General features: G+C 44.6%; 18 protein-coding genes and 1 pseudogene. 6 read left to right on the top strand and 13 right to left on the bottom strand.

The window, feature by feature from the left end:
* The first annotated feature begins 142 nt into the window (after window positions 1-142).
* Complete coding sequence (locus tag K6V26_RS22305; RefSeq protein ID WP_009860520.1) at window positions 143-769, top strand: porin family protein; 627 nt, start codon at window positions 143-145, stop codon at window positions 767-769.
* A gap of 39 nt (window positions 770-808) precedes the next feature.
* On the opposite strand, the gene ybeY is transcribed toward K6V26_RS22305, so the two are convergent.
* Together ybeY and K6V26_RS22295 are read right to left on the bottom strand one after the other, a co-directional pair.
* The gene (ybeY, locus tag K6V26_RS22300) at window positions 809-1,243 is read right to left on the bottom strand and encodes an rRNA maturation RNase YbeY (RefSeq protein WP_224263907.1); all 435 of its coding nucleotides are present in this window, start codon (window positions 1,241-1,243) and stop codon (window positions 809-811) included.
* A gap of 138 nt (window positions 1,244-1,381) precedes the next feature.
* Entirely contained in the window at window positions 1,382-2,614 is a 1,233-nt protein-coding gene (locus K6V26_RS22295) for a nucleoside recognition domain-containing protein (protein WP_224263906.1), read from the bottom strand.
* A gap of 92 nt (window positions 2,615-2,706) precedes the next feature.
* Between K6V26_RS22295 and K6V26_RS22290 the strand changes: the two genes are divergently transcribed.
* The 3 genes from K6V26_RS22290 to K6V26_RS22280 are packed head-to-tail and all read left to right on the top strand — an operon-like array spanning window position 2,707 to window position 5,117.
* The gene (locus tag K6V26_RS22290; protein ID WP_224263905.1) at window positions 2,707-3,669 is read left to right on the top strand and encodes a 2-hydroxyacid dehydrogenase family protein; all 963 of its coding nucleotides are present in this window, start codon (window positions 2,707-2,709) and stop codon (window positions 3,667-3,669) included.
* Window positions 3,666-4,367, top strand: coding sequence for a DNA alkylation repair protein (locus K6V26_RS22285; RefSeq protein ID WP_224263904.1), 702 nt, complete (start codon window positions 3,666-3,668; stop codon window positions 4,365-4,367). The genes K6V26_RS22290 and K6V26_RS22285 overlap by 4 nt, the downstream gene beginning before the upstream one ends.
* Before the next feature lie 3 nt (window positions 4,368-4,370).
* Window positions 4,371-5,117, top strand: a complete 747-nt coding sequence (locus tag K6V26_RS22280) for a TIGR02757 family protein (RefSeq protein WP_224263903.1) — start codon at window positions 4,371-4,373, stop codon at window positions 5,115-5,117.
* Window positions 5,118-5,121: 4 nt separating this feature from the next.
* Here the strand turns inward: K6V26_RS22280 and K6V26_RS22275 are convergent, their stop codons facing one another.
* From K6V26_RS22275 to K6V26_RS22225, 11 genes and pseudogenes are all read right to left on the bottom strand, one after another.
* Window positions 5,122-6,459, bottom strand: coding sequence for an ATP-binding protein (locus K6V26_RS22275; RefSeq protein WP_224263902.1), 1,338 nt, complete (start codon window positions 6,457-6,459; stop codon window positions 5,122-5,124).
* A 510-nt stretch (window positions 6,460-6,969) separates the two neighbouring features.
* A complete protein-coding gene (locus tag K6V26_RS22270; protein ID WP_224263901.1) occupies window positions 6,970-8,202 on the bottom strand; it encodes a cyclically-permuted mutarotase family protein in 1,233 nt (410 codons plus the stop codon).
* A 4-nt stretch (window positions 8,203-8,206) separates the two neighbouring features.
* Complete coding sequence (locus tag K6V26_RS22265; protein ID WP_224263900.1) at window positions 8,207-10,315, bottom strand: GDSL-type esterase/lipase family protein; 2,109 nt, start codon at window positions 10,313-10,315, stop codon at window positions 8,207-8,209.
* Between the two features lie 15 nt (window positions 10,316-10,330).
* Window positions 10,331-12,340 (bottom strand): family 20 glycosylhydrolase, encoded by a 2,010-nt coding sequence (locus K6V26_RS22260; protein WP_224263899.1) that lies wholly within the window; start codon window positions 12,338-12,340, stop codon window positions 10,331-10,333.
* Between the two features lie 5 nt (window positions 12,341-12,345).
* Window positions 12,346-13,968, bottom strand: coding sequence for a sialidase family protein (locus K6V26_RS22255; protein ID WP_224263898.1), 1,623 nt, complete (start codon window positions 13,966-13,968; stop codon window positions 12,346-12,348).
* Window positions 13,969-14,031: 63 nt separating this feature from the next.
* Window positions 14,032-15,276, bottom strand: coding sequence for an MFS transporter (locus K6V26_RS22250; RefSeq protein WP_046145818.1), 1,245 nt, complete (start codon window positions 15,274-15,276; stop codon window positions 14,032-14,034).
* Between the two features lie 5 nt (window positions 15,277-15,281).
* Complete coding sequence (locus tag K6V26_RS22245; RefSeq protein ID WP_224263897.1) at window positions 15,282-16,484, bottom strand: AGE family epimerase/isomerase; 1,203 nt, start codon at window positions 16,482-16,484, stop codon at window positions 15,282-15,284.
* Between the two features lie 5 nt (window positions 16,485-16,489).
* Window positions 16,490-17,407: a dihydrodipicolinate synthase family protein gene (locus K6V26_RS22240; protein WP_224263896.1), complete on the bottom strand. Its 918-nt coding sequence runs from the start codon at window positions 17,405-17,407 to the stop codon at window positions 16,490-16,492.
* A 219-nt stretch (window positions 17,408-17,626) separates the two neighbouring features.
* On the bottom strand, window positions 17,627-19,258 hold the full coding sequence (locus K6V26_RS22235; protein ID WP_224263895.1) for a RagB/SusD family nutrient uptake outer membrane protein: 1,632 nt from the start codon (window positions 19,256-19,258) through the stop codon (window positions 17,627-17,629).
* A 27-nt stretch (window positions 19,259-19,285) separates the two neighbouring features.
* Window positions 19,286-22,518 (bottom strand): annotated as a pseudogene (locus K6V26_RS22230) (SusC/RagA family TonB-linked outer membrane protein).
* Window positions 22,519-23,684: 1,166 nt separating this feature from the next.
* Complete coding sequence (locus tag K6V26_RS22225) at window positions 23,685-23,966, bottom strand: HU family DNA-binding protein (RefSeq protein ID WP_224263894.1); 282 nt, start codon at window positions 23,964-23,966, stop codon at window positions 23,685-23,687.
* A gap of 669 nt (window positions 23,967-24,635) precedes the next feature.
* Between K6V26_RS22225 and K6V26_RS22220 the strand changes: the two genes are divergently transcribed.
* A complete protein-coding gene (locus tag K6V26_RS22220) occupies window positions 24,636-24,917 on the top strand; it encodes a hypothetical protein (RefSeq protein WP_224263893.1) in 282 nt (93 codons plus the stop codon).
* A gap of 159 nt (window positions 24,918-25,076) precedes the next feature.
* A complete protein-coding gene (locus K6V26_RS22215; protein ID WP_224263892.1) occupies window positions 25,077-26,288 on the top strand; it encodes an ROK family transcriptional regulator in 1,212 nt (403 codons plus the stop codon).
* The last annotated feature ends 149 nt before the right edge of the window (window positions 26,289-26,437 follow it).

Here is a 26,437-nt window from a genome sequence, read left to right as displayed (position 1 = left end):
TTTTTGAGTGACTACTAATTAATAAACGAAGTATTTACCAGTTTTATTGCTTCAATGACTTTATACATTAAAAATTAAGTACTCATGCAACATATTAGTAATATCCGGCATCTATATATTTAACAATGTTATTAGATATGTTATGAAAAAGTTAGTACTCCTTTTGTTTGTTGCCCTTATCTCTATTCAGATATCTGCACAAGAGTTTCATTTTATTCCCCGTATCGGGTTTAATCTGGCTAATACCTACCCGGAAAGTTTCGCGGATATGCGGCCTGGTGTAAATGTCGGAGTTGCCGGAGAAATCCGCTTTTCCAAATTGTTTGCACTGGAACCGGGAGTTTATTATTCCATGCAGGGATACCGCTATAAATATAAAGGTGAAACATCCAAATTGGACATTGATTATTTAAATATTCCTATTTATGCAAAGTTCTATTTGTATAAAGGTTTTCATATGTTTGGTGGTCCGCAATTAGGTATTAATGTCCGGGCAAAAGGAACCAACTTCAAATATTCGTTGGGTTACCCTCCTTTTGAAACAAAAACCGTTTCGAGGAATATAAAGGATGATATGAGTCCGTGTGATCTTTCTTTTTCCATGGGTGCCGGTTACACGTTTGATATGGGATTAATCGTTTCCGTCAATTATAATTTAGGTTGTACTTATATCTTTAAGGAGTCGGAATATACTTTGGGTGGCAGTAATCTTTTCAGGGGAAAAGATCATAATGGCGTTATCCAGTTTAACGTCGGATGGCGTTTCTGATTTTGGTTTATTAGAAACAACAGATGAAAAATGCCGGGATTAACTCTCCCGGCACTCTTCAGGCAAAATAGCCAGTGCTTTATTTTCGTTTTCTTCCATGATCTCCCTCTCCCCTGGCCCTTTGTCGTTGATGCCGCACAGATGAAGGATTCCGTGGATGATCGTACGATGCAGTTCTTCGTTGTATGGAGTTTCGAACTTTTCCGCATTTGTTTTTACCGTATCCAGACTGATGAAAAGGTCGCCCGATATCTTGTTTCCACTGGTATAATCGAATGTGATGATATCTGTATAATAATCATGTTGCAGATACTGGCGGTTTACTTCCAGGATCTTTTCGTCGGAACAGAAGATGTAACTGATATCCCCTGTCCTTTTACCGTATGTTTCGGCAACTTTCCTGATCCAGTTGCTGACAGCCTCTTTCTTGATGGCCGGAAGTTCGATGTCTTCTGCGTGAAATGATATTGTCATAATGCTATTATTATTCTTATTTGTCTTTCTGAATGATATGTTAAAAAATATTACCCGGTATAGTATTTTCAAATACCTGCCATATTAATCCGATTTACCCGGTATAGTAGTGACATTTTGATAATCGGGAATTTGCTGTCAGGCAAAGAATATATACGTTAAAGTTATTGCGGCAATAGCCCCTACCAGGTCTGCCAACAGTGAACATTGTATGGTGTAACGGGTATTGCGGATGCCAACGCTTCCGTAATAAAGTGCGACTACGTAAAAAGTCGTATCCGTCGAGCCTTGTACGATGGAAGCCAGCCGTCCGACAAACGAATCGGCGCCATAGGTGTTCATCGCATCCAGCATCATTCCGCGTGCACCGCTTCCGCTAAGCGGCTTCATCAGGATGGTCGGCAGGCCACCGACAAAATCAGTATTAACCCCTAATGCACCGACACCCATACGGATTCCTTCAATGATAAAATCCATCGTTCCTGAGGCGCGGAATACCCCTATCCCGACCAATATGGCGACCAGATACGGTATAATCGTTATTGCCGTCTTAAAGCCTTCTTTAGCTCCTTCTATAAATGTGTCATATACATTGATTTTTTTTCGTATGCCGCTGACAATGAATCCGCAGATTATAGTAAACAATAATGTGTTTGCGAACAAGGTGGAATAAAGCGAAACCTGTTCCTGTTCCAATGAGTTGAACAACCAGACCAGTCCGCCTATAAAGGCAGCCAGGCCTCCGAAGAACAGTACCAGATTTCTTTGGAGTATATTGATGCGTTGTTTGATGCAGACGGCCAGTATGGCAACCAATGTGGATGAGAATGTCGCCAGCATAATCGGCAGGAAAACGTCCGATGGATTGGCTGCCCCCATCTGTGCCCGGTACATCATGATGGTGATTGGGATAAGGGTTAACCCCGAAGCATTGATGCAAAGAAACATAATCATCGGGTTGCTGGCAGAATCCTTTTCAGTATTCAGTTCTTGTAGTTGCTGCATTGCTTTCAGCCCCATCGGTGTGGCTGCGTTGTCCAGTCCCAGCAGGTTGGCGGAGATATTCATAAAGATAGAACCTGTCACCGGATGCTCTTTCGGTATGCCCGGGAAGAGCTTGCTGAAAACCGGTGCCCCCAACCGGGCAAACGACTGGATGACTCCCCCCTTTTCGCCAATCTTCATAATACCCAGCCAGAGCGACAAGATACCGGTCAGTCCGAGCGATATCTCGAATCCGGTCTTGGCAGACGCAAAAGAGGAATTGATAATCTCTGTGAAGACTGCCGTATCTCCGGCAAAGATAAGTTTGCCCAGCGCGACGACGAAAGCGATTAGAAAGAAAGCGATCCAGATGTAGTTCAGAACCATATGTTAGTTGTTATTGATATTATACCTGCAAAAATAGGAATTAATTAACAATAGATTTGTATTTTTGCCTGAATAATAAAACGTAACGACTTATGGCAAAGATATTAGTAACCTACGACATGTTCCGCGAAGGGTTCACCGAGCTGGAAAGCAATTATGACGTGACTTTTCCCGAAGGAAGGGATTTCACCTATGAAGAAGTGTTGGAAATGATTCCGGAATACGATGTTCTATGTTCCATGTTCGACTTTCCGGTGAATAAGGAACTGGTCGACCGTGCCCCGAATCTGAAGCTGGTAGCCAACTACGCGGTGGGTTATAATAATATAGATGTGGCGTATTGCCTGGAAAAAGGTATCACCGTAGCCAATACCCCCGACCCTGTCACCGCCCCTACCGCCAACCTGGCTTTGGGACTGATGATCGACACCGCCCGCCGTATCACCGAATGCGACCGCAAACTGCGTACGCTCGGCAAAGAGATGAAGGTGGGTGTACTCGAAAATCTCGGCGTGAATATTACCGGACAGACACTCGGCATCATTGGCATGGGACGTATCGGAAAGGCGTTGGCCAAACGTGCGAATGCCTGCGGTATGGAGGTGATTTACCATAACCGTCGCCCACTTTACGTGGAGGAAGAGACGAAACTGAACGTGACGTACGTCTCTAAGGAAGAGCTGTTGGCCAAGTCCGATTTTGTCTCCCTGAATGCTCCTTATACTCCCGAGACCTACCATATCATCGGTGAAGCGGAACTGAAGCAGATGAAACCCTCGGCTATCCTGATTAATACTGCCCGTGGTCCGCTGGTGGACGAACATGCGCTGGTAAAGGCCTTGCAGGACGGAACGATTCATGGCGCCGGACTGGATGTATTTGAATTTGGCGACTATCCGCTGCCCGAATTGCTGGAAATGGAAAATGTGGTACTGACGCCTCATATCGGCACGCAGACAATGGATGTACGTATCGTTATGGCACGTACCGTTTGCAACAACGTAATCGGATTCCTGGAAGGCGACCGTCCTGTGTCACGCGTCATGCGTCCATGACGGCAGCTTTTGTGTTGAGCGAGCTTCTCTCTGTGGCGAATCCGGAGAAGGCCGCTTTCCTGCAACGTTTTTTCAAGACGGGGCCCGGTGAGTATGCCGAAGGAGATATGTTCCTCGGGTTGGTCGTTCCCCTCACCCGCAGCATTGCAAAAGCGAATAAGCAGACGCCTTTGTCCGAGTTGCAGCTATTGATTGAAAGTGAATACCATGAAGCCCGCCTTTGTGCCCTGCTGATTGCGGTCGAGCAGTTCAAGAAGGCCTCTGAGGCCGACCGTAAGAAATTGTATGATTTCTATCTGGATAATGCCCGGCGTATCAATAATTGGGACCTGGTAGACGTTACCTGCCCGCATCTGGTAGGTCTTTACCTGCTGGATAAAGACCGTACCCGATTATACGAACTGGCGGATAGCGACTGTTTGTGGGAGCAGCGGATTGCTATGGTTTCTACCGTCACTTTCATCCGTAACCGCGAATATACCGATACATTGGCATTGGCAGAAAAGCTGATGACGCATACACATGACCTGATGCATAAAGCGGTGGGCTGGATGCTCCGCGAAGTCGGCAAAAAAGACCGGGAAACATTAACAGACTTTCTCGAAAAGCATGCAACACACCTCCCCCGCACAGCTCTCCGTTATGCCATCGAACATTATCCGGAGGAACAACGGCAGTATTTCCTGAAGAAGAAGTAATGTATGAATGAAGAAATAAAAGAAAAACTCCGCCGGTGGGCGAATGAATATAATGTTAGCGGTTTTATCAAGGACGATCCTGTCCAGTTCCCCCATCGGTACACGGAGAAAAGGGATATTGAGGTGTCTGCTTTTATTACCTCCTGGATTTCTTACGGACGCAGGGAACTGATCCTTCGGAAAGCGAACGAACTGCATGATGCAATGGACCCTAGTCCTTACCGTTGGATTAGGAATGAAGGATATAAGAACTTGGCGGGAAATCCGGTTGAACTCGGTAATAGAGATACTTTTTACCGTTTCTACACCTACTCCCATCTACGTCAGTTGTGCGACCGGCTGAAAAGTATTTATGAAGAATATGACTCGCTGGAAGATGCTTTGTCTGCCAGTCCTTATCCGAATCCGGTGACAAAGATACAGGATATTTTCTCAGGAATCGAAGGGATTCCCGTACTGACGGGGACGTCTGCCTGTAAACGTCTCGCCATGTTCCTCCGGTGGATGGTCCGGAAAGACGGTATTGTCGATTTCGGTATTTGGGAAACAGCAATCAAACCGCATGAATTAATCATCCCTTTAGATACCCACGTCCATCAGATTTCGTTGGAACTGGGATTGACCGAACAAAAGAATGCTACCCTCAAAACCGCCGTCGAGATTACCGAAGCCTTAAAGCAGGTATTCCCGGATGACCCGTGTCTGGGGGATTTCGCTTTGTTCGGGTATGATATAAACCGGGAAAAATGAAAAATCAAATAGACTTTGCTATGATGTCAGGCAGTTCTCCAACCAGGTAGAAAGGTAAATTAATAAGCCGGAATTGCTTTCCCTGAACAGTCTTTACTTCGTTGACCGAATAAGGTTGTGACCATACCCGGAAAGCAACGGTTTGAGAAGAGCGTTCCATGAAAGAATGAAGTGAACGTAAATGAGCGTTATGCCCGGATTTCACTTCAATGGGAAAGATGCTGGATTCCTGTACCCATATATAATCAACTTCAGCACTGGAATCATTTTGTCCCCTCACCCAGAAATTCCGTTTCTGACTTACTTTGTTTGTCAGTGTCAGTAGCTCTTGCGCAACAATTTGTTCTGCAATCATACCTCTCCAGGCATCCAGAATATCGTTTGCTCCTAATATCAGTTTTTGTACCTGGGCAGCGTAATTTACCAATCCTGTGTCCAACCATATTAACTTGGGTGTACGTTTGATTTCTGACGTTGCCGGTACTTCTGTTGCAGTTGTAGGATAGACCAATTCCAGCAGCATCGCCTTTTCCAATAACCGGAATGCTTCTCCTACTTCACGTGCTTTGTAGGATGAGCCGGCAAAACCTCCGAGTGTAATATTTTGACCAGCTTTATGCCATCCCTCCTTTAAAAGGAAACGTACGACATCCGGTAGGAGTTTTCCGGTGGTATATTTTTCTACGTCATCCCTATACCCTTGTAAAAGTGTTTCATAAATGTTGTTGAGAGATAAAATGTCTCTTCTTTCTGCATATAGCTGTATAACTTCCGGCATACCTCCGATTAAGGTATAGATGTTGAATAAGTTCATCAATCGTTCATGAAACGCAGATGTTATCTCCGGTTGTGCAAGTACAGGCAATAATGTTTCTTCTTGGATGGCTTGTAGAAACTCCCGGAAGGAACAAGGGCGTAGAGCTAAGTATTGTACACGTCCTACCGGAAATGAAGTGTGTATGTCTACTATATTCTCTAATAAAGAACCTGCTGCTATCACATATATATCGGGCAGTTCTTCATAGAAATAACGTAACAGTGAGATTGCTTTGGCTGAATTTTGTATTTCATCGATGAAAAGAAGTGTGCGTCCTTTCTTGCGTATGACTCCGCAATGGGCAAACAAAAGAGGCATTAAGTCTTTCAGTGGGACAGACAAGTCGAATAATTTGGCAGCTTCCTGCTTTTCCAGATTTAATGGCAAATAATTGTCGAACTGTTTGCCGAATTCATTCACAACAGTAGTCTTGCCTACTTGTCTTGCTCCACGCAGGATAAGTGGCTTCCGATGGCTATCTGCTGCCCATGCTTCCAGGTTTACGATGATGTCTCTTTTGAACATTTTGTTTATAGGACTGGTTTACAGATGCAAATATACCAAATTGTTTCAAACCGGAGGCAAAAGCCAGTTGTTTTTGTTCTAAACCGGAGGCCAGTTGGTGTGTTTTTTGTTTCAAACCGGAGGCAAATTATATCCAACCCTGGCATCTTTTAGCGTCAACTAAGGGAGAAACTAATCCTCGGGTCATGACTTTGTATTATTACCCTGTACACCCTGGCTTATTAAGGTGTACACCTTGCGTAACTATCCTGTACACCCTGGTCGATTATCCTGTACAGGGTAGTTTTAGTGGGTAAGGACTTTCGGGCTAGTGAGTTACCACTTAATAAATAGTATCATACTACCTGCCGCCTAGTTGTGGCTGAATATCCCTGGCCGGATATATTGCAAATGACAAACGCCATTGCAAATAAAAAAAGTGTTTGCAATGGCGTTTGTCATTGGTTTATAGTAGTTTGCATTCCTGCATTGCAAATGGCAAATATTTTTATCAAAACTTTGTGTAGAAAGTTATTTTGTTATCTCTGCATAATTCACCTGCGGTGTCCGGATACCCGGCTTCAGTTCACCGTTGACGATGATCAGGCTGTCACCTTTCAATACGGCTCCTGCCCCGGCACGGGCTAACTGTTCGTAATCTCCCAGCTCGGTCCATTCTTTGGTAAAGGTGTTGTATTGTAAGAGGAATGTATTGAATTTGTACCATTCCACCGGATAATGCATGTACTCTTTTCCCTCTTTTATCAGCCTTTCGAGTCCTTCGAACTCTAATCTTTCTTCGGCCCGCTCCATATAGATGGAACGGTTGAGGGCTGTTAAGAAACGGCCGTAGTTGACGCCGCCCATAAGTAGGATTGAACTGTCGCCGTAAGCAACTGCGCAACCTCCGGTGAAGGTACGCCAGACTTGGCCTTTGACTGAAGGCAATTTAGTCTCCGTAGTCCAACTTTTTGTAGCCGGATGGTATGAGAGCATATCTGAAGAGACAATTGCATCCACATCCTTTCCATACGCATCCTTGGAAACAGGCTGAAAGCCGCTCGACAGGTAAATACGTACTCCGTCGGCCGACTGTTGGGCGGCTAAGACCGGTTGAAGGCGCGTCTGACCGGGGAAGTCCGGCAGTTTTTCCCAGTTTCCATCGAGGTTTTTGTTCAGTTTCATTGAATAGAAGCTATGGCCGGGTTTCCCGTTCTCATTTCCTCCGGCTACATATATCGTGTGGTCGATATAGGCCGCAGAAAGATTATCCATCGATACGGGAAGTGTATCCAATTTGCAAATATGTGCCTTTTCATCGGACCTGGACATGGACAGCAGATAGACATCGGCTAAAAAATCGGTGCTGTTGTTTCCCCCTATGCAGACGATACCTTCCGGTGTCGTGATGGAGGCTCCGTAGGCAACAGGAAGAGGCAGGTTGCCGGCTTTCTGCCATTGGGCGTTTTTGTCTGAAAGGTCGAGGGCGAATATATCGCTGTAATATCGTTTGGCTCCTCCCTCGGTGACCGGTTTGTCGGGGAAGTTGCAACCGCCGGCAACCAGCAGCATTCCGTTACTGATGCCGACAAAAGGGGCTGAAACGCCTAATGAGGCGGTGTCTGCCATGCCCGGCAAATCAGGTAGTTTATTCCAGGTACAGGTAATCATATGATTCGGTTTAGATGTTGGTGGCTGACTGCATCCGGCTAACATGACTGCCAGCAGGAGAAGACATCCGGTTAATATGGATTTGTTGTGCATGATACTATTGTTTCTTTGTTCTGAATGTTGAAGCCGGGAGTTCATCGTTGTTGACCAGGTTGGCACGGGTGAATGGTTGCCAGCCGTAGCGGACCAGCTTCGGATTCGTAACCTTCTCACTGCGGATTTTCACCTTTCCATCGATTATTTCGGCCTGGGCGGGGAAGAATAACCCGTCGTGTTCTGCTATTTCGAATGTGCGTATCGGCTGCCCGTCGGAGGTGTGCAGGCCGTCGGCATAATCGAAGGTGATGTAGGCGGCGTTATCCCTGAATTCGACTGAACGGAATAAAGGACCTGACGGAGTGAGTGGATGTCCGTATGTCTTGTTGAGCGCCCAACGGGCTAGGCGTTCCCCTATTTCGCGTTTGTATACCGGATGCACATTCAATGAATCTCCCCGGTCGCTGCTGACGGCCATGCCGCTGTTCGGAATCGTCTCCATCAGTTCGCGTTGGCTGTTGCGGAACCAAGTCCAGCTCGGGCGGTCGATGCTCGACAGCTGAACGTAATAGAACGGAAACTCTTCTCCCCAGTTTTTGCGCCAGCTTTCCACCAGCAACGGGAACAAACGTTCGTGTGTTTCGATATTCTGGGCATTCGATTCGCCCTGGTACCAGATGACTCCTTTGATCGGATATTGCTGCAATGGCTGGATTCCCGTTTCGTACAGATAGCAAGGCTCATACGGATGGCGTTGCAGTTTGTCGGATGATTTCTTCGTGTTGAGAACCGCCCGACCGCGTACCCAGTCCTGGATAAAGTCGTTCTGTGTCCAGTTATACAGTATATCGGTAAATTCGAATTCCAGTGTTTTCCGGTCTATCCAGGCTTCGGTACCCGACCCCCCTATGGCATTCAGGACGAGTCCGACCGGAACTTGCAGGCTGTCCGACAACATCCGTCCGAAGGCAAAGGCTACGGCCGAGAACTTATCGGCTGTCTGTTCGTTGCACGGCGTCCACCGGGTGTCGTGGTAATATTGCAGGCGGTTGAGCGAATCCATGGCAGAAATGTCCCATTCCACCGCATTCGTATACCAGCGGGGCTGCATATTGAAGAGACGTATCTGTGGTTGGCTGTCCGCATATTCGAGTAGTTCCTTCCGCTGGCTGTCTGCCAGTTCGTCTACCCGGAAAGCCATGTTGGACTGCCCGGAACAGAGCCATACTTCGCCGACCAGTACCTCTTTATAGGTCAGTTTCTGTGAAGCCGGTGCTTTCTTTTTGCTTTTCTTTTCAGTGGCGGGCGAGGCTTCGATGGTCAGTTCATAAGGACCTCCTGCCTGTAACGGGTCGAGCGTGACAGACCATTTGCCGTTGGAGGCGGTTACAGACTCTTTCTTTTGTCCGGCAATCTGCACGGTTACTTTCTCACCGGCATTGGCAGTCCCGGAGATGAGTAAAGGTTTTTCCCGCTGTAAGACCATATTGTCGGAGTACGTAGCAGGCATACGGAGACCTCCGTAGTTGCCGGTCAGTTCCCCGTAAACCGTTTTAGCGAGGATACCGGCTCCTTCCGTGTTCGGATGAAGGGCATCGGGTAACAGGTCAGGGCGGTTGTACAGGCCTTCCTGCAAGTCAATCAGTCCGGTGTTGGCCAGTCGGGCTATTTCTTCGATTGTCTCCTGCTCCATCCAGTACCAGTCGCGGGTACCCGATTTGAAACGCGGATGCCGGTGTGAGATGGGTGTCATCCGGCAAATCCATATCCGACAATCCGGATTAGCTTTGCGGAACGACGCTATCAGGGAAAGATAGTCTTTCACGAAATGATCCCGGTAGTTGGGCCAGTTGCGTGGGTCGGTATCGTTCAGTCCGAGATGGATGACTACCCTGTCGCCGGCAAAGTCGAGTGCCGCTTTGTATTCTTCCTGCTCGCAGTAAGGGCGATGTCCTTTGTTGAGCAGCGTGGCACCGCTTTTACCGAAATTCACCACTTCGTAGTCGTCTCCCAGCATGCGTTGCAGTTGAGCCGGGTAAGAATTGACCTCCCGGTTCTCTATGCCTGCACCGTATGTCACGCTATTACCTACACAAGCTACCTTAATCTTATTCTGACCGTAGGCAGTTGTGCAAAGTAACAGGCATAATAGTAAAAGAGTTTTTTTCATTGTATGATAGTCTGTTTATTTCTTTTTATCCGGTGAATAGACCAGGCCGTCTACCGCCTTTTCACCGTCCGGGGTGACAAAGACGAATGTGAACATCCATTTGTTCAGCCTGACTTCGGGAAGCGTGAACTTTCCGACAGGAAGTTTCAGGAAAACCTTGTTCCATCCCTTTTGCAGATGTACCCTGAGCGGTTCCCTGGCAACACAGTTCTCATTCCCCAGCGCGATTTCATTCGATTTTACGGTATGGGTCGCAGTCCATTCCGGCGGAAGCAGTTCTTGGTCGTTCAGCCATACGCGACTACCTTTGTAGTCCCACTTGCCCTGCGGTGGCGCCAGGTCCATTTCCGAACGGCCGTAGTTCTGGAATTCTATCCAGGCCCCTGCTTCCTGGTCTTTGGGCGAATATACCCAGGTCCAGGCATAAGCGGTATGGTTTTCTTTCGGGTCTTTGTAAAAGCCGGGAACGAGTGTGCCCCATACGTGGCGCAGATAGATTCCGGCACCGATGGTTTCGTTTGTTTCGTAGGTTTTCCCGTCGTAGGTATAGCTGTTTTGCAAGGCTGTTTCGGGCGGGAACACGCTATTCAGGTCACCGTTGTTGGGGAATGCGTCGGTGATGCGCCATTTCACGTTTGTCTGTTTTACGTATGAAAACGGATATCCTTTGAAATGATGCTCTTTATGCCAGAGCATTCGTTGTTCGAATTCGGCAAAGGAAGTGTATGCGCGGCTGTCTTCGGAAGGCAGGTTGGTCCCTTCTTTATCGAAGTATTCGTAGCCTCCTCCCCGCCAGGCACGGTCGGCTATGGCGAGCATGTTGGGATACAGGTGGTTTTCCCGTATCATGTTTTCTTCCGGTTGTACCAGGCGGTCGTTCCAGACGGCCAGGATGACACCTGCCATATCATCGCTACCTTCGGTATGCCCGTAGACGGTACTGTTGTATAAAGCACGGATGTCGGCAAAGGTATCGAAATGGTTCAGATAATGGAAACGGGAGTCGATGGCCGGTATTCCCGGTTGGGCTTTTCCCCGATAGCTCCACAGGTGTGTCATATCTATTTCACCCGGTTGGTAATGCCAGCCAGGGTTCCAGGAGATTGCTTTTTTGCCTTTCGACCGGACGAATGCGACCATCTCCGGTACAAACCGGGGATTGGTGAACTCCACTTCGTCGGTCCCGATATGCAGATAAGGCGTATCGAATGTTTCGCAGACTTCTTCTATGAGCAGTTTCAGTATTTTCATCCCTTCCGGACTTTGCATGTTGTGGCGGAAGGTCCGTTCGAAAGCGGCACTGTGCCCGGGCATGTCGAGTTCAGGTATCAACATCACCTGGTGTTGTTTGCAGAAAGAAACGAGTTCTTTGGCCTCTTTCAGGGTATAATATTTGCCCGGCATGCGGGTTGTGTTGATGCTGTCGTTTATCATCGGAAAGACTTTGCTTTCCAGGCGCCAGGACTGGTTCTCGGTGAGATGCCAGTGGAAAACATTGATTTTGTAACGGGATAAAATGGCTATTTCCCGTTTCAGTTCTTCCAGGGAGATATAACTGCGGCCTACGTCCTGCATGAATCCGCGGATACGGAAGGCAGGCCAGTCTGTAATCCGACATCCCGTGATATGGGCTCTGTTTCCTTTCTTTTCCGTTAGTTGGCGAAGGGTCTGGATGGCCCAGTACACTCCCTGTTCCGTGGTGGCTTCGATGGTGATACCCTGGGAGGATACTTGCAGTTTATAGGCTTCGTTTGCGTTCAGCTTTGCTTCCGGCAGTTCTTTTACAAGTTTTATTTGTAATTTGTGTTTGCTGGTGGGGTTGATGCCGATGTTATTCTCCTGCAACCAGGCCGTAACCATCTGCTCCGTATTTCCTTCCGCCAGGAGGGCGATTTCTTTTCCGGAAAACGTTTGCTTGTTCCAGTCTACCTGTTGCGGCCAGGGAAGCAAGTGCGGAATACCGGCAGCATAGGCCACCGGTATCCATACACATAATATGAACGTTATGAACAGCTTTTGTTTCATCGTATTTATTTAATCAGGTCTGTTAGCTTGACAGCCTGGAAGGTCATGTGTGCCACACTTGACTCGTAGAAGATACCGACTGTTTCCTTATCGATCATGGACAGGCAGGAATATCCCCATCCTTCGTCTTCGTCCAATAATACCTGATGTTCTGCCGGCCAGGTCAGACCACCGTCGAGACTGGCTTTAATCGTGATATGGTTGCGCCCTTTCGTGGTGTTCGGATTGGAGAACAATAACAGTTTCTTTCCGGTGATGTTGTCTTTCGCATCCACTTTGATGAGGCTTGCCATACAGACCGGTTCCTGTAAGGCGCTGCGGCTTGAAGGATGCTCGGTCCAGGTCTTGCCCAGGTCTTTGGTAACGGCTACGGCACGGCTACCGCCACGGTTATCGCGCATGTTGAGCATGAGCACGCCGGGTTCAACTTCTGCTACCTGTGCTTCGGTGGTATTGGTGCGTGCCAGGTTATGCAGATGCCAGGTTTTGCCACGGTCTTTGCTGTACATCACGCCTGCATTCGGTACACGCGTCGCGTCGATGAACTGGATGGGGAAAACCAGCGTGCCGTCCTGCATGGTGATGCCGCGTCCCGGACCCTGCAACAGGAAATACCAGGAAGGGTCTTTCACCTGCGAAGTGATGTTGATAGGTTCGCTCCAAGTCTTTCCGTCATCTTCGCTCTTGACAAGCATCAATTGGGCCGTTTCATCGGGAGTCATGCCCGGCATGGAGTTCCACCAGGCGCGTCCGTTACCCATTCCGTGAGTCCAGGCGGCAACAATCCAGATGGTGTTTGTCTTTTCGTCTACCAGGATGGACGGGTCACCTACTCCGTTTTGTGCATGAGGCAGACCGCCGGTTTCACCGAAGGTCATGGCTACGCGCATCGGCTCCCAGGTTTGTCCCTTGTCCGTACTGCGGCTCACGCCTATGTCGACCATTTCCTGTAAGTCGACACTGCTGTTGTAACGGATATCGTAAACGCCGAGAAGCGTGCCGTTGTTGGTCGTAACCAGTCCCGGGATACGGAAGGCTGCCGAGCCGTCATCGCCTGCCTGGCGTACGCCGACGCCTACGCGACGGGGTGTTTCTGCTTTCCCTTTCCATTCGATGGCTGCGGGTTTGTTATTGATGGTGGCCTCCGGCATCGTGAAGGATACTCTCGACAATAAAGAGGTCTCCGGTTTCATTTCGATGCTTACCCAGAAGTAGTTGGGACCTTTAATCATTGGTTGTTTGGAAGACAGCCTGATTGTCTTTGCCGGGGCGGTAACTTCATCTTGTTTGACAGAATAAGAAGGGTTCGCTACCCGTGTCTTGCCCGGTGTGTAACTGGTAACGTATGTCACCGGGTTGAAGTGCGTGCCTTCCCTGGATGGCGCTTCCGTGCCGCTATAGTATAACCGTACGGCTTTTATGTCAGACAGGTTCGTCTCTTCTCCGAATTGGAGTGTGAAATTATTTAATACATCTCCCTTCTGAGCGGGAATACGCATTTCCAACAGTACATTGTCCGTACGGTCTATCAGAATAGGAATCTGCTGTTCCCTTACGTACAAGCTGTCTGCTGCAAAGGCGGTTTGTGCGATGAATAGAAGACAGAGATAAAAGATGCTTTTTTTCATGGTGATTGTTCTATATGTGTTGTTTGTTAAATACTGAGTCAAATATAATCATATTATTTTCAACTAATCCGTCATATTTGCCACTTTCGGTCGAAGGAAGCAAATCTGAATGAGTAAAGCGATTGCGACGAGTCCTGCCAACATGGCAAAGTCGTGCCCCAGGTTGCCGGCATCTGTCGATCTGCCCAGCAGGTCTGTAATGGCTGCCCCGGCAAATACACCGGTCATATTCATGATACCGTAAGCCGTAGCCCGGTAACGTGGTGAGATGAACTGGCAGAGTATCGGCATATTATTGGCATCAAAGATACCGAAACCGATACCGAAACACAAGCCTCCGCCGACAATCATCAGGAAGTTATGTCCGAAACCGAGCAATAAGAGCGATGGAATGGTCAATGCCAGTCCGATAGCTCCGGTATAAACACGGCCGCGTACGTTGGTCTGTATCCATTTATCGGATAAGATACCGCCTGCAATGACTCCGATAAACGAAGATAAAGCGATTGTAATCGTTGATAACGGACCTGCTTCCGACATGTCGATTGACAGATTTTCGGAGAATAATGTCGGTAACCAGTTCTTGGTAGCCCAGCCCGGTAGACTCGGGGTTGCAAAATAAAGCAGGATAATCCAGAAAGAGATGTTCGTAAACAACATACCCATCCCTTTGAGAGCCCCTTTCACCGGATTCTCGACGGCAGCGCCCGCCTCTTTGATTTTATGAACGATATGGTCTTTTTTATCTTTCAGGAACAGAATAAGAATCACGCTGTATGCAATACCGACAATCCCGAACCAGTGGAAAGTCGTTTCCCAGGTAAAGGCGCTTGCCACTGTCGCACCGAAACCGCCTAAAGCCTGTCCGGTGTAAAGGCCGGTCATGTGGATGCCTACTGCCAGCGAACGGGTTTTCCCCTGGTGGTAATCGGTTATCAGCGACAATCCTGCCGGGATATACAAGGCTTCGCTTACCCCCATGAGGGCGCGCAGGAAATAAATCTGGTTGAAAGTCGTGCAATAACCCATCATCAGCGTGACGAACGACCAGACGAACAGGCTGCCGACGATCAACCATTTGCGGTTTACCCTGTCGGCTATCATTCCCGCTACAGGGCTCATGAATCCGTATATCCACAGGAACACGGCCATCAGGCGGCCGAAGTTGGCTGCCGATTCCAGTTCGGTGATGTCTATCATCATCGCGTCTTTCATGGTGGAGAGCATTTGCCGGTCCATATAGTTCAGTAAGGCTACGCCCCACAACAGGCCGACAACTACCCAGGGATAGATTTTCTTATTGCTCATATCGTTTATTTTGAAAGCATTTCTTTACAAAGCTGGTTACATTTCAGAAGCATCCGGGGGATGTGGAACGGGCCTTTATACATATTACCTTTGGCCGGCTGTGACAATGTCCCGTCATAATGGAAATAGCCGTACCATTCCCCATATTCCCTGTCCGGGAAACGGGCGTATGTGTATTCATTAATCATCCGGTGCATTTCAAGGTATTTCTTGTCGCCGGTAGCTTCATAGGCATAAAGTGTGGCGATGATGGCTTCGCATTGCGGCCACCAGAATTTCATATCGTGCCAGTATTCTTGCTGCGGAAGGTTCTTGCAGTCTTTGAAATAAGTGATTCCACCGTATGTTTTGTCCCAGCCCCATTCCCAGGCCCAGTTGAGGATAGTCAGTCCCATTTCTTTCAATTCCGGGTCCCAGTTGCGGTACTTGGCTTCTTCCAGGATAAACCAGGCTGTCTCGATGGAATGGCCCGGATTGATGGTTCGTCCGGGGATGGAGTCGATGAATTCGCCATTCGGTCCGACTGTTTCGAGGATTGTTTTGAATTCCGGCTTCATGAAGTCGCGGCGGAGTTCGCTGATGGACTCGTCTATCTGTTTTGTCAGTATTTCATCGTCGATAGCTTCGCGGATGCGGGCGGCCGTATCAATCAGTATCATGCATAAGGAATGCCCTTTGGCGACGAAGCCTTCGCGGAATTTAGGTTCAAGCAATCCCGGTGTATTTTTATAATGAAGGACTTGTTTGAAGAGGCTGACTGCTTTCTCCGCATAGCTTTTGTCTCCCGATGCGATGGAATATTGCGCCATGGCAATAGCGGCAAATGTTTCGGAAAAGACATATCTTCTTTTGCGGACCGGAATGCCGGTTGCCGTCACCTCATAAAACATGCGGCCATCTGTGTCGAAGCAATATTTCTCGATGAAATCAATGCCATTCTTACAAGCCTGCAACCATTCCTGACGTTTCTCTATATGATTGTAGGCATAGGCCAGGATGAAAGCGAAACGTCCCTGAAACCATACCGATTTGTTCGAATCCATCAGGGAACCGTCCCGGTTGAGGCAGGTGAAATAACCGCCGTTCTCTTTGTCGATGCCGTATTTCAGCCAGAAAGGCATGACATCGTTCACGAGATCGTTTTTGTATGTTTCTTCCCAGTAACCCAGATATTCTGCCGGTTGGGATATGTTTGTCTTTGCTTCCATAGTCGTTAGAATTTGTTGCATCTTTCAAAGAAGTTGATGGCTTCCAGTTCTGCTTTCATGGCAGCTTCTTCGGCATCGGTCATATTCCTGAACGGCGTACGGTTTTTTCCCAGGTCCAGGCCAATCAGTTTCATGATGCGTTTGCCTCCTACGATGTTTCCGCGATAATGGCAGATTACGTTAATCACATCCTGTGAGAAGTTTTGTTTTTCGCGGGCTGTTTCCAGATCTCCGGCTTCCCAGGCCGTGATGATGCCGACCAGCTCTTTGCCGTTATAGTTGGTTGTTCCACCGATGCCGCCCTGTGCCCCGCCCATAGCCAGGCAGGGCAGAATAGTCTCGTCCTGTCCGTGAAGCATGTCGAATTTGCCGTCTTTATATAACCTGCACTGGTTATATTCGTAAAGGCTTTCATAGGTATATTTGATTCCTGCGAAATTAGGGATGCGTCCGTCTACGGTCTTTAAGAAATCTACCATTGAAAGGAATGCGCCGTTGAATGCCGGAATATGATAATAATAGAAAGGCAGCTCCGGGGCCCCGCAAGCAATTTCTTCGCAATATTTCACCAGTTCTTCCACACGGTTTACTTTAGGGAATGGAGAAGCCATGGCACCTATTCCCCATGCTCCGATCTTTTGTGCGTGGGCAGCCAGATTACGGCTGGTTTTTACACAAGTACTGCCTACATGTACGATTACTTTGAATCCTTCCGGCACTACTTCCATCCATCTTTCGGCCAGTTTGATACGCTCTTCTTCCGTCAGCATATAGCCTTCGCCCGATGAGCCGTTGATGAAAACACCTTTCAAACCGTTGTTGGCTAAAAGTTTGGCATAGGCTTCAATAGGTTCGTAATTCACTTCTCCATTTTCATAAAACGGAGTAAAAGGGGCATCAATCAGACCTTTAATCTTTTCCATGGTACGCAGTATTTAATAGTTGTTATGTGTGTTATTTTAAATATGAGGCAAATATAAATAAAATAATTTAATAATATAAACTATGTTTGATTAATTATTTGTTTAATTCAATTAAACAGATGGCCTCATAAGATTATTTTAAGAATAATAAATTTATTCGAGGCCATCTGTCAATGTATGTCTGCAAACTGATAGGCAATCAATTTTCAGGGAAAGAGTTTATTTTTCTTTTTCAGCTTCCTCATAACCTGGAGTTTGTTCCAATGCCGGGTCTTTATCGAGCATGGTTTGCTCAATTGGCCACAATACTTTATACGCTTCCGATTCTTTCAATATCGGGTTTATGCCGTCTAAAGAGGCTTCTTTGCAAAATACCAGATGTTTACCGGATTTTGTCAATGTCATGCGGCGCACATCCCACCAGCGCTGGCCTTCCTGAACGAACTCTTTGTCTTTCTCATGTAATATAGCCAGTTCATTGGCTGTAAAATCTCCTGCTTTATAACCGTATTTCGATTCATCCCAATTAGCGGCATATGCGCGTTTACGCACCAGATTAATGTATTTCTGAACGCTGGCATTGTCTCCTTCCATATTAGCTATTTCAGCAAGTGTCAGATAAACCCAGGCTAAACGATAGAAAATGAAGTCCCCGCAATAAACGCGGCTACCTTCTGAATTTACATACCCGATATTTTTCTGAACGTGCGTTCCGTAAAGATAAAGTTCATCATTCTCATCTTTCCTGAATGAAGGCATAAATGTAGCATTTCTACGGGAGTCTTCTTCGTCAAAAGTTTTATAAAGGAGCATGTTGTATTCGTACCATTGAGAGCCATTAGACTTTAAATCCATCGGGTCTCCCCACGGAGAGCCATCAGCACGAAAACTGTTTTTACTTGTATGACCACCTCCTATATTGTAAGTAAATTGGAGGGTATTATTCGTTGCCTCTCCTTCCAGATAACGGATTGCAAATATGACTTCGTCATTCCCTTTGTGACTTTTGGCTTCAAAAACATCGGCAAAGTTATCGAGCATATTCAATCCGTAATTATTCTCAACGTTTAACAAGTGTTGTTTAGCTACCGCTAAATCAGCCGGATTGGCGGTATCGTCACCTGTCGTTACTTTGGATGTCCACAGGTAGACCTCGCCTGCCAGGCTTTCTGTGGCTGCTTTCGACCAATATACCTTTTTTCCTCGTCCGTAGGGATCGAAGTCATTTACATCGCCGAAATATTCCAAAGACTTTTTTAAATCGCTTTTGATCTGAGTCATTACCTCTTTGGGAGTAGAACGTTTCATGTATAATTTGTTCGGGTCCAACTCTCCGTCAATGACGTCTACTGTCAGACGCAAAGGTACTCCGCCATATATTCTGTAAAGATCAAAGTAATAGAATGCACGTAAACCGTATACCTGTCCCAGATAAAAATTCTTTTTTTCTTCACTCAGATAAGTAGCATCGGTTACGCGGGCAATGAAAAGATTCAGGTTCGTAATTCGTCCGAAAGTGTTTCCGAAACCAGTGACCCCTGTATTGTTTTTATCAAAGTTCTGTAAACGTATATTACCATCGTAAATAGCATTACCGTCTGCGCTTAGCCCGTCTTTATATATACCACCTCTTAATTCGCCAAAAGTAATTGTATGTTGCCAGGCTGCGTCACGCAAATGTTTATGTATTCCATCGATATAGCCGGTGGCATGTGCTTCTGTTTTCCAATAGGATTCACTTCCGTAATAATCGATCGGTCCTAAATCAAGAGCATCGCTACAAGAAGTGATGAGAGTTCCTGATGACACCAGTAACAATCCTGATAAAATGATTGATTTTATTTCTTTCATCTCGTTTTCGATTTAAATTATTAATTATTAAAATGTTACATTTACCCCGAAAAGTAATGTTCTGGGTAGTGCATAGCCTGAACCGGCACTTGATACTTCCGGAGATGCTACCGGGGCAGAAGTGATATAACCCAGGTTTTGTCCTGTGACAGACACGTCCAGATGCTGACAGAATATTTTGTTTGCCCACATCTTCGGCAGTGAATAACTTAGGGAAATCTCGCGGATAGCCAGATAATTTCCTTTATAGGCAAACATGGTCGATTTTCGATAGTAGTTGCTGTTCCCAATTGGTCGGCATACACATATCTGGGGTATTTAGCATTCGGATTCGATTCTGACCATGTGTTGAATACATCTGTAGTCGAATTGTATGTTCCCTGCATACACCCCAGGAACCATGGAGTCGTCTCGTCGTATATCCAATATCCTAATGCAAAATCGAAACGTCCGTAGAGAGAAAGGTTTTTCCATTTCAGCGTAGTATTAAAACCTCCGAACCAACGTGGCGTTGTATTTCCGACTACGACTTGGTCGTAGCTGTCAATAATACCGTCACCATTGACGTCTTTCCATTTTACATCACCAGGTTGTATTTGCAAACTTTTGGCTTTGTCTGCATCGCTCAGGGCATCCCAGGCTGCTGGACCGTATTGGTATTTGCCTTGGTAATTACCTGATTTTACAACCAGATTTCCGGGAATCTCGTCAAGACTTTTGTAGATGCCGTCTGCTTGGTAAGCGATCAATACACCCGGTTCGTAACCTTCCTGGTAACCGCCGACCCAGATGGTTTCATCGCTGCCGGGACCTTTATAGATTTGGGAGGTTTTCTGCATATTGCGTGGTAACCCGTTATCCGGTAAGGAAACAACTTTGTTTTTGTTAAATGAGATGTTGCCGGCAGCTTCCCAACTCCAGTCTTTAGTTTTTATTATTTTGCCTGATAATTCGATTTCAATACCACTGTTCCGGTATTTACCGTTATTGTTTTTTACGGATGAAAAACCGGTCGTAGTCGGCAAGCTGAGGTCCGCATGTTTATCTGAAGTCAGGCGGTTATAATAAGTCATATTTGCATTCAGTCGATTTTCAAAGAAACTTAAATCCAATCCGACTTCTGCGGTACGGGTTTTTTCCCATCTCAATCCCGGGTTAGGTAGTGAGCCGATTAAATAGCCTACATTTCCATTATAAGTTTGTTGATTATAAGACCCCTGGAGTGTGTATGCTTTAATACTGGAAGCATCACCGTTTATACCGAAGCTGGTACGTAATTTACCGAAAGAAAGGATCGGTAAAGCATTTTTTACGAAATCTTCTTGTCCGAAGATCCAACCGGCTGATACTCCCGGAAAGAATCCCCAACGGTTGTCTCCCAGTAATGAGGAATAACCGTCCTGTCGGAATACCGCAGAAAGTAGGTATTTACTCTTATAATCATAGTTTAGCCGTCCGAAATAAGACAGGATACGATATTTTTCATGCCACGAGTCGATGCTTCGTTTGCCTTTATCTGAACTGGTCAATCCTAAATCAGCAAAATCATCGGTCGGAGCGCCGGATCCTTTGGCTTCGAAACCACGTTTATAGTTGTCATAATATTCCATACCAAACATTAGCGAGACATTATGGTCTTTGAAAAATGTTTCGTTGTAGTTTGCAACAGCATTGTAAGTTTGTGCAAAAACGCGTTCAAACTTCGCCGTACTTTCACGATTTCGGTTGAAGGAACCGGGGGTACTTTCAAAGTCTTTTGTAAAAGTCTCGTATATTCCTTCCGAATAATACCAGTTAGCTGTTCCTTTTACCGATAAGTTTTTCAAAATGTCAAGCTGAAATGATTGGATCATGGTAAATTTATCCGACTGATTGTCTACCTGCCATTTATCCGGTTGATAATTCTGGTTTCCGTCCCCAGAGTTGGTTCCTAATGTAGGATTTCCGTCTTCGTCTTCAAAACGAGCGGTAGGAGGAGTTGACATGACGCGACCAAAATAATTACCTTCATCTCCCTGCGAACCGGGCATACTTCTCCAATTGGCACGGTTATAATTGAAGTTTGAAGTGCTGGTTAACCAGTCTGTTACTTTGTAGCTTCCATTCAGTATAAAGCTATAACGTTCATAGAAAGTACTGATAGGGAGACCTTCTTGTTTATTATAACCTAAACCTGCATAATAGGTACTCCTTTCATTTCCTCCGGACATATTGATATTATAATCTTGCGAAAAAGCGGGATTATTTAAATTATAATCCTCCGGATTTGTATTTTTATAAATGATTGTTTTTGATGGGTCCAGCGGATCCGGCATTTCCTGCCATCCTTTTTGTAATAAATAGGCATTCTGATCTGTTTTTCCCATGATGTTCCAAACTGTTTTTTCATTCAGTACATTACCTGTTCCCAGTGGGGTTCCCCCTGTTAGGGAGGCTTGCGGAGCCCATGGTGTATTTTTATAGGCTGTACGCATAGTCGAAATGTAATCATGAGCATTCAGAAATTCATAAGGATTATTGATATAATTCAGACCCATTTTTACTTTCAGATTAATTTCCCTATGTCCCTGTTTCCCTGTTTTTGTGGTGACGAGTACTACACCATTGCTGGCGCGTGCTCCGTAAAGGGCAGTTGCTCCCGCATCTTTCAATATTTCCATTGATTCGATATCTTCCGGATTTATGTCGTTTAAACCGTCACGGAGTTGTCCGTCTACCAATACCAACGGATCGCCGGTTCCATCCAGATTGGTTCCTCCGCGGAGTACCATTTTGGGTGTTTCCCCCGGATTACCGGATTTTTGGATTACTTTCAATCCCGCTACTGCTCCGGATAGTGCCTGTGCCGGATTGGAGAACAAACCAACTTTCAGGCTTTCTTCTTTTACTTTTGCGATAGAGTTGGTCAGTTTGGTTCGTAGCTGTTTACCTCCGTAACCGGTAACGACTACCTCTTCTAATGTTTGTGTATCTTCTTGTAAGGTAATTATCAGGGCCTGCGTCCCTGTTATTTTTACCTCTTGAGTTTTGTATCCGATATAAGAAATTTCAAGTGTTGCACCTTTAGTTACCATAAATGTAAATTTGCCGTTTACATCAGTTACAGTCCCATTTTGTGTACCTTTTTCTACTACGGATGCACCGGGAACTGTTTCTTTGAGATTGTCATAAACAATTCCTTTTACATTTATTTTTTCCTGTGCCCATATCATGCCTGGGATTAGGAGCATTAGTAATATAATTATGGTATTCTTTTTCATAATACTCTATTTATGTTTTAAGTATATATGGTTGTTTATTAAATGTTTACAGTAAAATATGTGAGTCCGACATAAAATAATGTCGTGAGAGCAATTCATGTGTATTTAATAACATATAATAATAATTAGATTTTCATAGGCATCTATTTTAGGTGAAACATTCGTTTATATGACTTTTTTGTTTTCATGTGCTAAATTTTTGTTTTTAATGCAATAGTTCTCAAAAGACTATGGTTTTGTATTAGTTTGCATATGTTCTGTATCATTTATGGCATAAGCTTATTGAAAAACCTTTGTATTGTTGGTATTTTCGTTTTTTCATAAATACTTTCTTATCAGCAAGGGAATAATAAAATAAATAATCATGTTATTGTTTGATATTAAAATAATTTATTTATATTTGCATCGTAGTTAATTATTTGAACAATAAAAAACATATATTGCATTGATATTATTCTTGTAGAAGGTATTTTGTTTCATTTTTCGAAAATAATACGACTTGTAAGTTATATTATTTATAAATTGAGTAGCTGAAGGATATTCTATTACAATTCTACCAGAATGATTAAAATAATTCGAAATACAAATCGGATAATGCATTATAGAGTAGTTGTATGGTTATCAACCATGAAGAAAATTTGTTATACCATAGTCTTTTGAGAACTATGTTAATTGTTCTTCACTCATCTTTAGGGTCATAATGTTTTTTTATTCCTTAAAAAATAAGTCTTGCGGATAATTTAAGCTTGGGTTATGTGTAAAAGACCTTTTTATCCAATTCGGTAGAGAGGTTGATATTTCGGGAATATAAATTTTCTTGTCGCATTTTATTTTTCAACTCTAGTATGGAATCATGTTGTTCTTGGGCTGAAAAATTGGAATTGTATATGGTTAACCGGTAGAAACAAGGCAATCGCATCAAAATAATGATTTGTCCCAAACCAAAGACACAGCATTCTAAACTAGAAATAATTGAACTATCCTGTCCCCGTGCTCGACACGGGGACAGGATAGTTCACTTCTGATAATAACTGAAACAAAGAACCGGAATCCAACACCTCGTTTTGAATCATCCTGGCCTGAATTGTTTATTGTAGGATCGGTATTTGGCTGATGACGTATTATAATAGATCTGTTTTTTCCTGTGAATAAACTTATTTCTTCTTTTATTTTTTGCCGTTTATAGCTTCCAACAAGAATTTGCCCGGTTTGAATTTTACGGTTGTTCTAGCCTTGATCCGTACCGGAGTGCCGGTCTTTGGATTACGTGCCATCCGGCTACTTTGCGGTCTGGGAATCAACGTCCCGAAGCCAATAAGGACTATTTCTTCATTTTGGGACATTTTTTCAGTCACGATCTCCATATAAGATGCCAGGACTTTTTTTGCTTTTTGTTTATTCAATCCGGACTTTTCAGCTAAAGCCACAATGAGTTCTGCTCTGTTCATTGGTATTTATTTTAATGATTAATAATTCTGTAAAGCTAATGAAAACAAGCCATATAATAGAATGGTTCCGGCAAAAAAATATAAGTATTTTTTTTGACAAAATGATATTTAATGTGTCTTGTAGGTGGATTGTACGGAGGGTGGCACGATATTGATCGCTTGCAGGCGATTGTAATAAGGTTCTGTTTGCCCAGTATGTTCTGTGTATCACCTAAAAAACGTCATAATACTTCCGTGTTGGCGGTTATTCTTGTTGTAATGCTTGTTTTGTCGTTGTTTCGCATGAATTTTGATAGTTGGCTACTGGTGCGTTTTTCTGTGCTTCTGGAAAGAAAACATGCTCTATAACATGTAATGTGGGGCTTGAAAAATTAAAAAAGGGGGATTATTTTCATGTAATTAACAAAAAATTGCTTTAAAACGAAATTAAATTTAGTTGCAGTCAAATTTTATTTCGTTTTAAACGGATATGAAATTCGTTTAAAATGAACTTTTTTTTGTTTGCAGAGAGTTCAAAAGTCGATAGTTATAAGATGTTGTGTTAATAAATGTATATTTTGTTTTTCCAAAAGGGAGAGATATGCCAATTTGGATGTTACTGAATTTGCCATATCTTTATCATAAAGTTGGAAAATGTGCTATTGTTACGGCAAAATGGCATAAAAGTCGTTGAAAAATACCGAACCGATCTGTATTTACATTGGCATGAATCCCGACTATGCAATCGTTTGCGGTATGACAAAAGACGAGATCGAACGCAATTTCCAACCCGAACTGGCTGCGCTTGCCGCCATGAAGCTTGCATGGTCGTATCAAACAAAAAACAATACGAACGATCAACATGTTGATGGTGCTTTCTCGGCTAAGGAAGGAGTAACCAACTATATGCCGGCTAAAACCGGTGATGTTGGACTATTTTTTCCGGGTGTTTGGCTTGTAATTTTTATTTAAAAGGAAGTCTTGTTTTTGAATGAAAGAGAAGTTTACAGCGTATAAACCGTACTTGTAAGGACGTTCGTTACATAATTTTTTTATTTATTCAGAGGACTTTTTGAAAAATATTTATCTACTTTTGTTTATTCAAATTACAGTAGACAAAAAAAGAACACCATGAATACAAAATTCCTTATCACGGCCGATAGCAATCGTAGTGCATTATTAAAAAAGAAGATTATACATTATTATATAGCCAATGGCGATGCCACAATTGCAGAGTTATGCAAGGAAATGGATTTGAGTATTCCTACCGTAACGAAATTGGTAGGAGAATTACTGGATGACGGTTATATCCTGGATTTTGGAAAACAGGAGACAAATGGGGGGCGCAAGCCGAATATCTATGGCTTGAATCCGGTTTCCGGTTATTTTGTCGGAGTGGATGTTTTCCGGAGTAAAATTAATATTGCAGCGGTCGATTTCAAAGGAGACAAGCTGCGCGTGGAAGAAAATATCCCGTATTCATTGGAGAATACGCCGGAGGCACTGGAGATGCTATGCAATTTGATTAATGACTTCATCGACCGACTAAGTGTTCCGCGTGAAAAAGTGCTGGCGGTAGGCGTTAATATCTCCGGGCGTGTTAACCCTGTGTCAGGTTATAGCTACAGTATTTTCTATTTCGAGGAAAAACCGTTATCCCAGATTCTGGAAGAACGCATTAATATAAAAATTTATATCGAAAATGATACCCGTGCGATGATGTATGGTGAATATATGCAGGGTGTCGTAAAGGGTGAAAAAAATATATTGTTCATTAATATTGGATGGGGATTAGGACTTTCCATCTTTATAAACGGTGAACTGTATTATGGCAAGTCCGGTTTTTCCGGTGAATTCGGGCATTTCTGTTTCTTTGATAACGAAATTCTGTGCCATTGCGGTAAAAAGGGATGTATTGAAACTGAAGCATCCGGTTCTGCCTTGCATCGTAAGTTGCTGGAACGTTACCGCGAAGGCAGCAGTACTATACTCGCTGAGAAAATAGAGAAAAAGGAAAAGATAAAAATGGCCGATATGATAGAGGCAATCCAGAAAGAAGATGTGCTTTGTATCGAAATCCTGGAAGAAATGGGTGAGAAGCTGGGTCGTGGAATTGCCGGACTTATGAATATTTTCAATCCGGAGCTGGTGGTACTTGGCGGAACTTTGTCTTTGACCAGCGAATATATCAGTCTGCCTATTAAAAGTGCGATACGGAAATATTCACTGAATCTGGTTTCTCAGGATACCGAAATCAAAGTTTCCAAGTTAGGAGAGCGTGCAGGTGCATTAGGAGCATGTCTGCTTTCCAGAAGTAAAATGCTTGGGATGATTCATTATTAATTTGTCGGTATGTTATCTCAATATTCCCCACTTCAATAAAAATAGTGGGTAGTTCCGTTCTATGAAATACCTTAAATACCCTTTAAGATCAACTTAGACAAAATAAATTGTCAGTGTTCGTTTTGATTTAAATATTAGCTTCGTATATT

This window comes from Parabacteroides goldsteinii (genome assembly GCF_020091425.1).
GTDB classification, from domain to species: Bacteria; Bacteroidota; Bacteroidia; order Bacteroidales; family Tannerellaceae; genus Parabacteroides; species Parabacteroides goldsteinii.
The sequence above is the reverse complement of the archived record's forward strand: the minus strand, read 5'-3'. Positions and strand labels throughout refer to the sequence as shown.